Source organism: Haloactinopolyspora sp., assembly GCF_027324685.1.
Classification (GTDB): domain Bacteria; phylum Actinomycetota; class Actinomycetes; order Jiangellales; family Jiangellaceae; genus Haloactinopolyspora.
Map to the genome: position 1 here is coordinate 22,808 of NZ_DAHVSH010000164.1, position 12,167 is coordinate 34,974.

Annotated in this window: 9 protein-coding genes; 4 read left to right on the forward strand and 5 right to left on the reverse strand. The window is 67.8% G+C overall.

What is annotated here, in order from left to right; genetic code table 11:
- Positions 1 to 37 precede the first annotated feature (37 nt).
- On the reverse strand, positions 38 to 1,612 hold the full coding sequence (locus M6444_RS17440; protein WP_298330295.1) for a hypothetical protein: 1,575 nt from the start codon (positions 1,610 to 1,612) through the stop codon (positions 38 to 40).
- Between the two features lie 270 nt (positions 1,613 to 1,882).
- Between M6444_RS17440 and M6444_RS17445 the strand changes: the two genes are divergently transcribed.
- Positions 1,883 to 5,515 (forward strand): heparinase II/III family protein, encoded by a 3,633-nt coding sequence (locus M6444_RS17445; protein ID WP_298330298.1) that lies wholly within the window; start codon positions 1,883 to 1,885, stop codon positions 5,513 to 5,515.
- Between the two features lie 28 nt (positions 5,516 to 5,543).
- Positions 5,544 to 6,782, forward strand: coding sequence for a DegT/DnrJ/EryC1/StrS family aminotransferase (locus M6444_RS17450; protein ID WP_298330300.1), 1,239 nt, complete (start codon positions 5,544 to 5,546; stop codon positions 6,780 to 6,782).
- Positions 6,783 to 6,805: 23 nt separating this feature from the next.
- Here M6444_RS17450 and M6444_RS17455 read toward each other — a convergent pair whose 3' ends face one another.
- Positions 6,806 to 7,642 (reverse strand): phytanoyl-CoA dioxygenase family protein, encoded by an 837-nt coding sequence (locus M6444_RS17455; RefSeq protein ID WP_298330303.1) that lies wholly within the window; start codon positions 7,640 to 7,642, stop codon positions 6,806 to 6,808.
- A 172-nt stretch (positions 7,643 to 7,814) separates the two neighbouring features.
- Here M6444_RS17455 and M6444_RS17460 point away from each other — a divergent pair, with 172 nt between their 5' ends.
- On the forward strand, positions 7,815 to 8,684 hold the full coding sequence (locus M6444_RS17460; RefSeq protein ID WP_298330306.1) for an AraC family transcriptional regulator: 870 nt from the start codon (positions 7,815 to 7,817) through the stop codon (positions 8,682 to 8,684).
- A gap of 22 nt (positions 8,685 to 8,706) precedes the next feature.
- On the opposite strand, the gene M6444_RS17465 is transcribed toward M6444_RS17460, so the two are convergent.
- Together M6444_RS17465 and M6444_RS17470 are read right to left on the reverse strand one after the other, a co-directional pair.
- Positions 8,707 to 9,678: a sulfite exporter TauE/SafE family protein gene (locus M6444_RS17465; RefSeq protein ID WP_298330307.1), complete on the reverse strand. Its 972-nt coding sequence runs from the start codon at positions 9,676 to 9,678 to the stop codon at positions 8,707 to 8,709.
- Between the two features lie 101 nt (positions 9,679 to 9,779).
- Entirely contained in the window at positions 9,780 to 10,463 is a 684-nt protein-coding gene (locus tag M6444_RS17470; RefSeq protein ID WP_298330320.1) for a GAF and ANTAR domain-containing protein, read from the reverse strand.
- Between the two features lie 103 nt (positions 10,464 to 10,566).
- Between M6444_RS17470 and M6444_RS17475 the strand changes: the two genes are divergently transcribed.
- Positions 10,567 to 11,148: a TetR/AcrR family transcriptional regulator gene (locus M6444_RS17475; protein WP_298330312.1), complete on the forward strand. Its 582-nt coding sequence runs from the start codon at positions 10,567 to 10,569 to the stop codon at positions 11,146 to 11,148.
- 461 nt (positions 11,149 to 11,609) lie between these two features.
- On the opposite strand, the gene M6444_RS17480 is transcribed toward M6444_RS17475, so the two are convergent.
- A partial coding sequence (locus M6444_RS17480; protein ID WP_298330315.1) for a hypothetical protein occupies positions 11,610 to 12,167 on the reverse strand: 558 nt, incomplete at its 5' end.

Genomic DNA, 12,167 nt, shown 5'->3' on the forward strand with positions numbered 1-12,167 from the left:
TTTCGGCCAAGTAAATTGTGTGTCTGATCCGCCTCGATCATGGCCGGCCGCCCCGGTGGGCACCCCAGTTGAGCGAGGCCACCGCGAGCACACTCGAACCGAGTTCAGGCTCCGGCGCCCGCTGGTCGTAGATGTCGCGCGAGTGGGTGAAGACTCCCTCGTTCCACGGACACACCGCCATCCAGCGCGGCGCCTGCAGATACTGACCGGCCGGCGCTTCCCCGGTACCGTCCATCCGGGTGTGGACCGTGGCGATGCCGTCCGCGCCGACGGTGGCCAGGTTCCGGGTGAACGTCCGGGCGATGCGTCGCACGTCGGGCGTACGGAAGACCACGTCGTGCCCCTTGGCCAGGGCGGCGAAGTCCGCGCTGATGGCTCCGTGGCTGCAGTCCTCGATGGCTTGGTTGCCCCCGTAATGCGGGGAGTAGATCGACACGTCGGTGTCCGGCGAGCCGGTCTGCTCGTAGCCGCTCCAGACCTGACTGAAGTCGGGCCAGTACGGCCAGATGGATGTCTGCGCACTATCGCGGATCAGCTGCCTGCGGAACATCCGGGCGACCTTGGTGGCGCGCTCGACGTAGAGTCCTTCGCCGGTCGCGGCGGCCAGTTCCACCAGCGTCCGGCCGAGAGCCGTCGTCTGGTTGATCGGCACGGCGGTGCCGTCGTACGGCACGGGCATGCCCTTGAGCCACTGGTAGTAGCCCTCGCCGTGCTCGGATTCACGCCATTCCGGGTCGTGGACGGCGACCGCGGCCCGCACCGCATCGAGATACTCCTCGGCCTTCGCCCGGTACGTCGGATTGCGGCGCAGTGCAGGCGTGCGCAGCACGATGCGTGCGAAGCTCGCCAGCGGATAGGTGATCATGCCGGTGTGCACCGAGAAGATGACCGGCTGTGGGACGAGCGGGTAGGTGCCCGCAGCCGGACGCCCGGTGGACTCGAGCCGCCGCGCGGTGGCCATGGTCCGTGAGCTCGGATAGCCGTCGTACAGCTGGGCGACCGCGTCTCGAGAGCTGCCCGGCTCCATCGACAGCTCGGCGTAGGTGTCGGTGAAGTCGTATTGCGCGTTGTGCACGGTGAGGGTGAAGCTGTCCCCGTCGCCGTGCTCGACGGTGACCGACGCCGTGTCGGAATAGGCGCGCGCGCTGCGAACCTCCAGCGCCGGACGCCCGTCGCCGTCGAGCAGCGCTGCGACCCCGACGGTGTACCGACTCATCGCCCGCCACGCCGGCAACGACTCTCCGCGGTAGTCGTGAACCCCGCGCTCGCTGTCCCGGTTGGTCAGCATGATGTCGGTGTTGTGGATCAAGCGATCGAGGTAGTAGGTGTCGCGGTGGGCGAGGTACATCTTCACGAAGGCCGCGAGCACGTACGACTGGCTCCATGCCAGCTGTCCGGCCTCGTTGGTGTGATGCGGCTGACCGATGCGTTCGCCGTCGTGAAACGTGGCGTCGAAGAAGTCGAAGGTCTCGCGTGAGGTGTAGTCGAGAGTGGTGGTTGCCCGGGCCGGCGCGGCAGTCAGCGCCGAGCCGACGGTCGCAGCCAGGCCGGCGCCGCCGACGAGGGCAGCACTGTGGGTGAGAAACGTACGGCGATCCATCGATGTGGCCATCGAGTCCTCCACTGAGGTGGTCGGTGAAGCCGAAATTTGGGACATCATGGCGCCTGATTAGAGGGTGACCTTAAGTTCGTCACTGCTCTGCGTCAAGACCGAGATCACGCCACCCAGCATGTAAATAGGTCAAGCACTAAGTCTAAAAACAGGCCTTGCGTAATCCCCACGCTGCGATAAGCTCCCCAACACCGCGGATCATTCAGCCGCCGTCATGCGTCGCCTGTTCACTCCAGCACGTGACCGCCGATGTCCCCCGGGAGCTGCGTCATGGAACAAGCCGACCCCCTCAATCTGTGGAGCCGCCGCTCACTGTTGCGTACCGCTGGGCTGGCCGGCCTCGGCACCGGGCTGCTGCCCATCCTGCCCCGCTCGGCCTTCGCCCAACCGGTGTCGGCAGCGCTTTCTGCCGCCGACCTTCCCCACGACCCGGCGACCGAGCCGGTCAAGACCATGGCCACCTTTTATACGCAGGACAAGGTCGAAGCCGCGCGGCGCAACGTGGCCGACTTCGGCTGGGCGGCACAGCTGCGCGACGAGGCAGAGGCCAGGGCCGAGCCGTTCGTCGAAGCCGGCGACGACTGGCTGTGGGAGTTCCCCACCGGCCAAGGGCTACCGCGCAGTTATGCCGTCAACCAAGAGCTCGGTTCGCCGATCACCGGCGGCGACATCTACGACTACGGCAATTACCCGTGGATCATCGATCCCGTCGACCAGCCGTGGAAGCTGACCGATCCGTCCAGCGACTACGTCTTCCCGACCAACGACTTCGGCGCCTTCTACCGCAGCGGACTGAACGAACGCGGCGAGTTCGACCGCTCGCTCGCCGATGAGAGCCTGCTGGTCAACGGGCTCTATCCGGAGCGTGGGGAGACCTGGGGGGTCGACGACGGCTTCGGCTGGATCGACGACAACGGCGACAAGTGGACCTTCATCGCCTACTACGTGCACTGGGGCATCTGGTACAGCACTGTCGAGACCGCCGGGCTCAACACCGCCATCACCGCGCTGCGCGACGCCTACCTCTTCACCGGTGACCCCCGCTACGCGCGGGCCGGGGTGATCCTGCTGGACCGGGTGGCCGACCTCTACCCGTCCATGGACACTGCGCCGTACAAACGCGAAGACGGCTACTTCCACTCCGACGGGCTCAGCGGCAACGGCCGCGTGGTCGGCTGTATCTGGGAGACGGGGCTGATCCGTAACCACATCTACGCCTACGACGCCTTCTTCCCCGCCATCGCCGAGTCCGACACCCTCGACGTCGTGCCGTTCCTGCAGGCCAAGGCGCAAGCGCACGGGTTGCCCGCCAAAGACTCCGTGGCCGACATCCGGGTCAACATCGAGAACGGCATCCTGCGCGAGACCTGTGCAGGTGTGCTCAGCGCCAAGATCTTCGGCAACTTCGGCATGCACCAGCACACCCTGGCCGCCGCAGCGGTCGTGTTGGACGACCCGGACGCCTCGCCACAGTGGATCGATTTCGTCTTCGCCAGCGGCGGCCGGGTCAGCGAGCCGGAGTATCACGTGACCGGCGGCGCCTTCTACCAGACGCTCGTCGACTCCGTGGACCGCGACGGCTCCGGCAACGAGGGCGCGCCTGGGTACAACCGACTGTGGATCGGGCACGTCAAGAGCGTCGCCGACGTGCTGGACGGCTATGCCGGATACCCGGAGGCCGACCTGTACGAGCACCCGAAGTACGCAAAGATGTTCCAGATGCGCTACCGGCTGCCGATGCTCGGGACGTACACGCCGCCCATCGGCGACTCCGGCCAGACCGGCGACCCTGGCCTGTTCGGCACGGTAGCCGACCACGTCTCGGCGTTCGAACGGTTCGGCGACGTCGAGCACGCACAACTGGCCTACACCGTCGGCGACGGGAAGATCGAGGAGCTGTACAGCAACATCTTCGCTCTCGACGTCGCCGGGACCCAGCAGCGCATCGCCGACGTCATCGCCGAGCACGGGCCGCTGAACCGCCCGAGTGAGAATCTCACCGGGTTCGGGTTCGCCGCGTTGCGCGCCGGTGAACCAGAACATGCGCGGGCCGCGTGGCTCTACTACGGCCGCAGCAGCGGACACGGCCATCGGGGCACCTTGAACCTCGGGCTCTACGGCTTCGGCGTCGACCTGGCACCTGACCTCGGCTATCCCGAGTATGCCGACCGCGGCGCACGCCGGCACGAATGGACCAGCAACACCGTCGCGCACAACACGGTCGTGGTCGATGCCGCACCACAAGATCATCAATGGGTATCGCTTCCCCGTGGCTTCGCCGCCACCGCGCACGTCCAGCTGGCCGACATCGAAGCCCCGCAGGTGTATCCGCAGACCAGTGTCTACCGCAGGGTGACGGCGCAAGTCGCGGTGGACGAGGCTCACTCGTACGTGGTCGACGTGTTCCGGGTGGTCGGCGGCCACGACCACCACTTCAGTTTCCACGCCGCCGAAGGCCCGGCCACGGCCCCCGACCTGGAGTTGGTGGAGCAGACCGGCGCGTCGGCCCGCGTCTTCTATCCGTGGAGCACGCCATCGAGCGCGGGCGCCCACGGCGGCCTGCGCCAGCAGATCAGCGTCGACACCGCTGGACCGCACGAGTTGTCGCTGCGCGTTCGCGACGACTTCACCGCCGACACCGCCGGCTACCAGGTGGTGCAGGTGCTCATCGACGACACCGTGGTGGCCCAGCGCGACGTCGCGGCCACTGGCCCGGACGAGTTGACCGCCGACGTCACCGATGCACTGAGCGGCAAAGACACCGCGACCTTGACCTTGCGGCTGTACCACGAGCAGGGGGTCAACAACTTCGGTGTCGCCGTGTACTTCGACGAGGTCTCGATCTCGGGCACCACGATCGAGAACGCCGACTTCGACGACGCGGAGTCCACCGCGTGGCAGCCGGTGTCGAACTCCGGCAACTTCACCGTCGAGACCCATGTCGAAGGCAGTTACGCCGGGCCGGACGTCTCGCCCCCGCCACCGGACGCGCCGTTTCGTCCGGGCGCCAACGGCTTCGACTGGCTGGGCAAGGTGGCTCGCGATGACGCACCGCCTGCGACGTTCACCGTCGACTGGTCGGTGGTGGACACCTACGACGTCGGCGCACCCGATGACCTGCACCTGCGGCTGCACGCACTGCATGACGCCGACGACGTCGCCCTCGCCGACGGCATCCCGCCACGCAACAAGCCCGGCAATCCGGACGCGTTGCGCTACGTCCTCTCACACCGCCACTCCAGCGACGAGCTGGCCAGCCAGTTCGTCTCGGTCCTCGAGCCGTACGCCGGCACGCCGATCATCGACGCCGTGCAGCGCGTCGAGGCCACAGCGCTCGACGGCGATCTCGCCGCACACGAGGTCGTGGCCGTCAAGGTGCAGCTGGCCGACGGCCGGACGGACTACGTCATCAGTTGCGCGCGCCCGGACGTGCAGATCCGGGTCGACTCCCGCTTCACCTTCCGCGGCTCGTTCGGTGTGTGCTCGTGGCAGGGGGACGACCTCACGTACGGCTTCACCCACGACGCCGACGAACTGGGTGACCTCCCTGAGCTCACCGACCAGCCGGCCGCCCTGGTCGGCACGCTGGAGGATTTCACCACCGAGCTGAGCCACGACAACTGGCTGACGGTGAGCCTGGACAACCGCTCGGAGCTTCGCGGCGGTTTTGCCCGCGCGTTGACCGGCGAGCACGTCTACGTCGAGAACGACGGCCAGCGCAATGCGGTCTACCGCATCAACGGCGTTCGGCCCGGTCCCGGCGGTCGGCTCGTCCTCGACATCGGCGATGCGACGACGGTTCGCGGCTACGCCGATCCCGACGATTTCGATCAGGGCTATCGCTACGATGTGGCCCCCGGCGCACGGATCCGTATCCCCTTGACTCGCGAGTGGTCCGCTTGAGCAACGACGAACAGATGAGGTGCGAACGATGAGCGCTGACCCGTCCACCCTGGCCGTTCACGGCGGTGAGCCCACCTTCGACGACCAGGTGCTTCCCCCCTGGCCTCAGCACGACGACGCCGAGGAGAAGGCACTGCTCGACGTGTTGTCGTCCGGAGCCTGGGGCAGCACCCACGGCGACGTCGTCGCCACCTTCGAGCAGGAGTTCGCGGAGTACCAGCAGGCCAAGCACGCGATCTGCCTGAACAACGGCACGCTCGCGATCGCCGCAGCGCTGCGGGCCGCCGGTGTGGGTCTGGGCGACGAAGTCATCGTCCCGCCTTACACGTTCATCGCCACCGCATCAGCGGCCTTGTTCATCGGCGCGGTGCCGGTGTTCGCCGACGTCGACCCGGTCACCCACCTCCTCGATCCGCAAGCGACCGAAGCCGCGATCACGCCGCGGACGAAGGCGGTGATCGTCGTCCATCTCGCCGGCCGCCCCGTCGACATGGACGCCTTCACCGCGATCGGGCACCGGCACGGCTTGACCATCGTGGAGGACTGCGCCCAAGCTCACGGCGCCGAGTACCGGGGCCGGCGGATCGGCGCCATCGGCGATCTCGGCACGTTCAGTTTCCAGAGCAGCAAGAACATCACCGCCGGCGAGGGCGGCGCGGTCGTGACCGACGATCCCGACCTGGCCCAGGCGCTGTACTCGCTGGTCAACGTCGGGCGGGTGCCCGGCGGTGGTTGGTATCAGCACACCACGGTGGGCTACAACCTGCGCCTGACCGAGTTCCAGGCCGCGATCCTTCGCGCTCAGCTGACCCGCCACCCACACCAGCAGCAGACGCGCGAGCACAACGCCACCATCCTGACCGACCTGCTCGGCGAGGCCGACGGCATTCAGGTCGCGCCACCGGACCCGGCGGTGACCGCCCACGGACGCCACCTGTTCATGTTCCGCGTACCGGCCCTGGGAGTCGCTGGTACCCGCGACGCCGTCGTCTCGGCGCTGGCCGCCGAAGGACTTCGGGCCGCGTCCAGCGGCTACGTCCCGCTGCACCGCCACGAAGCGCTCGACCGTGAGATCACCGAGCTCACCGGACGTCTCGGCCAGCCCTACCCGAGGACGGAGCTGCCCGTGGCCGAGCAGGTCTGCACCGACACCATCTGGCTGCCGCAGCGCTACCTGCTCGGCACCGAGGAGCAGACCCGCCAGATCGCGGCCGCGATCGTCAAGGTCGTCGCGGCACACGAGTCGCTCCCCCGGCCCGGGGCGTGACCTGAGGCCAGGCCGCGTGCCCGTCAGCGGCGGTAGATCACCGGGTTGAGCGGCGTGTCGGGCACCTGTCCGGGCTCGATGCCGGGCATGAACGCGTCCAGGTCTGCGCGCTGGTGGTCCGCCGGGGGCGCGACGGTGATGTCGGCGTCGATGAAGATGATGGTCATCACGCGTCGCGGTGACTGCGTGGTGTTCGGGCCGGCACGGTGGAACGTCCACCCGCTGTGATAGCTGACGTCGCCCAGGTCGTACGGCTCGGCGGACACCTCGAAATCACGTTCGCGCAGCGCCTTCTGCACCGTGGCCTCGGACTCGTCACTGATCGGCAGATCGCGCCCGAAGTCGACGTTCTGGCTGCCCACGGCAAACTCCAGCGGTCCCATCGTGGCCGGGGTGGGCTGCAGGGGCACCCAGACGGTACAGGTGCGATCGGAGTTGAGCGGCCAGTAGTACTGGTCGGCGTGCCACGGCGTGATGCCGCCGTCGGGCTCCTTGTACAGCGCCTGGTCGTGATACAGGCGCACGCCGTCCACACCCATCAGTTCCGCCGCGATGCGGCCCAGCTTCTGCGACAGCACGAATCGGCGCACCAGGTCGCTGTGCTGCCAGAGGTTCGTGACCTGGAGGAATGCCTTCTGGCTGGTCGCGCGTTCGGACATCGGCAGGTGCATGGTGTTGAGTTCGATGAGCTTGGCAGTGATCTCCGGCTCGAAATGCGCGATGGTCGCCGGTGTCAGCACTCCGGGCAGGCGGACGAAGCCGTCGCGTTCGAACCGGGCGGGGGTCGCCGGGTCGAGCTCGTAGGGCCGGTCGACGTCGACCTCACCGGCGGGCGCGGGGGCACTGCTGATCGTGTTCATACCGAATCTCCTCTCCGAGGTGGCACATCCTGGGGGTGCGTGGCACGTCGCCCCATCGTGGCCCGCAGGCTTGATCGACCGCGACGCTTCAGATGACCGGTTCTGATACTTTCCTGCCGCAGTCCGGGACGAGATCGAGAATCAAGGGCAAGCTCAGTACGATCAGGACTCCATGCAGCCCGCACTCGAGCACATCGACCGCCCGCAGGACATCTCATGGCGCTACCACGCGCGCAGAGCTCCGCGGTTCGGGGCGCAGTGGCACTTTCACCCCGAGATCGAGCTGACGCTGATCACCGAGGGCAGCGGGACCCGCATCGTCGGCGACAGCGTCGAGAACTATCAGGCCGGCGACCTCACGCTGATCGGGAGCGAGCTGCCACATTCCTACGCCTCGGCCCCGGGGCACGACGAGCACGCGGCCATCGTCATCCACTTCCGGCGCGACTTTCTCGGCTCGGAGTTCCTGCGCCGCCCGGAGTTCACCACGCTGCACGACCTGGTCGACGCCGCTTCCCGGGGGCTGAATCTCACGGCCGGGCCCGCGCTGGCCGCTGCCCTACACGACCTGGCGACCGGCCCGGCCGCCGAACGTACCCTCGGCTTCGTTCGGCTACTCGCGCGCCTCGCCGAAGCGCCTGGGCTTCGCACGCTGACGACGACGGCGACGAAACGCCCGGTCAGTGCCGCCGGACGCGACCGCGCCGATGCGGTCCACGCCTACCTCGCCGAGGCACACACCGGGCCGGTCGAACTCGCCGGGGCCGCCGCCGTCGCGCATCTGACGCCGTCAGCGTTCAGCCGCTTCTTCCGGCGCACCTTCGGGCGGACGTTCACCGACTACCTCACCGAACTGCGCATCGCCACGGCCTGCCGGCTGTTGGGTGAGTCGGACCTGGCGATCTCCGACATCGCGATCCGCAGCGGCTACCAGAACCTGGCCAACTTCAACCGCCGCTTTCGAGCTCTGAAGGGTGTGAGCCCGCGCGAATACCGCAGGATGCTGGCGGTGCGTTCGGAGCCCGGGGCGCGACCGGGCTGACAGTGCGCGCGACCGGCCGGACTCAGTCCGCGCTCGAGTGGGCCGGCTGCGCGAGGTCGGCCTCACCAGGGCGACGTACCGCCGGCAGGCCGTGCCGTCGGCGCAGCAGCATCCACGTCACCGAGACGGCCACCAGGGCCGCACCCAACGTCCACAGCACCGCCGCGTTGGACAGGCCGAACATGTTCAGCGCCGAGGCGAGCAGGACGAAGGCGAGAACGCGGCGGACCAGGCCACCGGGCGCGCGCGACGAGACCAAGGAACCCAGATAAACGCCGGGAATCGAGCCGACCAGCAGCGCCGCAGTGACGTCGATGTGGAAGTCGCCGAACAGGATGTGACCCAGCGCGGCCGCCACCACGAGCGGCACAGCCTGCACCAAGTCGGTTCCGACGAGCTGGTTGGCCCGAAGCATCGGGTACAGCGCCAGCATGGCTACGATCATCAGCGATCCGGATCCGACCGAGGACATCCCGACCACCAGGCCCCCGACGACACCGACCACCACCGTCGGCGCCGGGCGCGCCTTGACGTGCGGCGCGGCCAACGCCGCCGGCTCACCCGGAGCTGCGGTTCGCCGGTCCGACGTCCGGTGGGCGGCGCGGTCCACCAGGGCCAGATAGCCGCGGACGGCCAACCCGGCCGCGGCGATCAGCAGCGCCACACCCAACGCCGTCTTGATGACGGCCTGGACGTCCGCACCGTCACCGAGGGCACGGGCGATGAGCACGCCGCAGAATGCACTGGGCACCGAACCCACGCACAGCCAGCCCACCAGGCTCAGGTTCACGGTGCCCCGCCGCAGGTGGACGACGCTGCCGACCGGCTTCATCACCGCCGCGGCCACGAGGTCACTCGACACCGCGGTCAGCGGCGGCACGCCGAAGAAGGTCACCAACATCGGCGTCATCAACGCACCGCCACCCATGCCGGTCATGCCGACGACGATCGCGACGAGGAAGGCGCCGATGGCCATCGGGACGTCGAACTGCATCCGCCCACGATACCCTTCTTAATCAGTATGATTAATGGGTAAGGCCTGAATCCTGATCCCGCGCGTCGACGCAGTTCAACGATGCGGCCAGCGGCACGGCCTCAGCTCAGCGGAGAGAATCCCCGGCTGTTGATGACCATGACGGCGTACTCACTCAACGAGACCTTCTGGTCACGGGCGCGCTGCCGTAGAGTCGCAAAGGCCTGATCGCCGCCCAGCCCGTGGCGCTCCATCAAGATGCCCTGGGCCTGCCCGATCGCGTGGCGAGCATCGATGGCCTGGCGCAGGCCACTGGCATGCTTCGCCGACGCGACGGCCATGGAGGCGTGAACTGCATATACGCGGGCGATGTCGACGGCGGTGTTGCTGAAAGCGCCGACTCCCTTCGCATACAGGCTCAGCGTGCCCAGCGGCGCCTGCTTCGTGGCCAGCCGGACCGCCATCGCGCTGCGGAAGCCGAGACCGACGATGCTCTCCTGCCACCGGGGCCAGCGGCCATCCGTCTCGGCGTCGTCGACCACCACGGTCCCCTCGGCCACCATGGCCTCCCTCGATGCACCTTCGCCGTACTCGAGTTGGAGCTGGTCGGCCTTCTCTGCTTCGGGACTCGATGCGCCCATGACCGATGGCTTGCTGCGTGCGCTGGTGACCGTCACCGCGCCACACTCACCGTCGGTCAACCTCAGTGCGTGATCAACAACCCCCGTAGCAGCACGTTCGGGCGAGACCTCGCCGAAAAGGTCGGTGGCGACCGTGGCGAGCTGCGACGCATATCCGTGTGCCATGCTTCTCACAATCCAAGAGTGTACAGACCTGTCTGTTTTCTTGTACAGACAGTTCTGTCTATCCTGGTTCAATCATGATGTCAACCGAGTAGAGTGTGCGCCGATGCCAGCACGGGACACCCCAGGAGCGACGCCGAGCGCCCGAGAGCGGATTCTGTCCGCCAGCTACGACCTGTTCGCGCGCCGGGGCGTACGCGGGGTAGGCGTGGACGAAGTGATCGAGCGTTCCAGCGTCGCGAAAGCGACGTTCTACAAGCACTTCCCCTCCAAGGACGATCTCGTCCTCGCCTTTCTCGATCGCCGCGAGGAAGAATGGATCCGCGGGTTGATCGAGGAAGGCTCGCAGGCACGTGGCGAGACCCCCGAGGAACGCCTGCTCGCGATCTTCGACGTGCTGGACGAGTGGTTCCGCAGTGACGCCTTCGACGGCATCTCGTTCGTCACGGTCCTCGTCGAGATGGGCCGAGACCACCCGCTCGGTCAGGCCAGCATCGAACGGCTGAACCACCTGCGCGAGGTGATCAAACGCCGCGCGGAGCTCGCCGGGCTGCGATCTCCCGCGGAGTTCGCCCAGTCGTGGCACATTCTCGTGAAGGGCTCGATCATCGGCGCGCTCAGCGGCGATCTCGACGCCGCCAACCGGGCCAAGGCCATGGGCGCGAGCCTGATCGAGGATTACCGCTGATCAACGCACCGCTCGCGCCGGCGAACCCGGCGGGCGATTCGGAGGCCCGGCGGCACGTCGAACTGCCGCATTCCGCTGACGTTCCCGGCGACGTCGGCGGCCCGGTACTCCAACACCACGCGCTCGCGGTCGCCGGCATGGTCGTCGTCGCCGCGGCGTTCGTCGCCGTCTACGGCGCCAACCTCATGGCGGCACTGTAGTGATCTGTATGCGGTGAGCCCCGGTCGTGAAGATCGTCGTGCGGGGCACGGCCGCTACTGCCCAGTCGTGAAGATCGTCGTGCAATAGTCCGCGGGGCTATACCGGCAATTTCGACCACGACGATCTTCACGACCCGGCACGGCCCACGAGCTCGGCTCCGGGTGGGGGCGGCGTCGTCATGCCGGGAGGGGTGACGCTGGTGGCAACAGTTGCCACCAGCGTCACCCCTTACGAACACGACACTGTCGCCCTGGACCTGATCAACCGATCGGCTCGAACGTCATGACCGGCTCGGCGGCGATCTCGCCGGTGCGAAGCCACGGGAGATAGATGTTCCACTCGGCGACCGACTGCGCGGCGATGGCCTCTGGCCCCGACCCGAGATCACCGATCGTCCTGGACACCCCGGCGAAGTGCGTGTCGAACAGCTCCTGCGCGTGCGGGAGGGTCCGGTTCCGGGCGAACTCGTCCACCTCGTCGTAGTAGGTGCGCAGATTCTGCGGGTCCGGCTCGCCCAGCGACGACGCGTACTCCGTTGTCGCGGTGCGCTCGAAGTTGCGGTAAGAGTCCGTTTGCACCCACTCGGACACCGTGACCTCGAGCGAGTCGCGGGCCGCACGCCGCAGCAGCTCGCGGCGCATTCTCTCCGGCCCCGCACCGCGCCCCCGCCCAGGCGGCAGCTGCCCGGACCGAGCCCGCGCGAGCAGCGCGAACCGGCTCAAGGACTGCGAGATCGGGATCCCGATGTTCCAGCCCGAGTAGGAGTCCAGCTCGCCGCGCTGGATGTGCTCGTCGAGCAGCGGGAGCAGCCGAGGGTC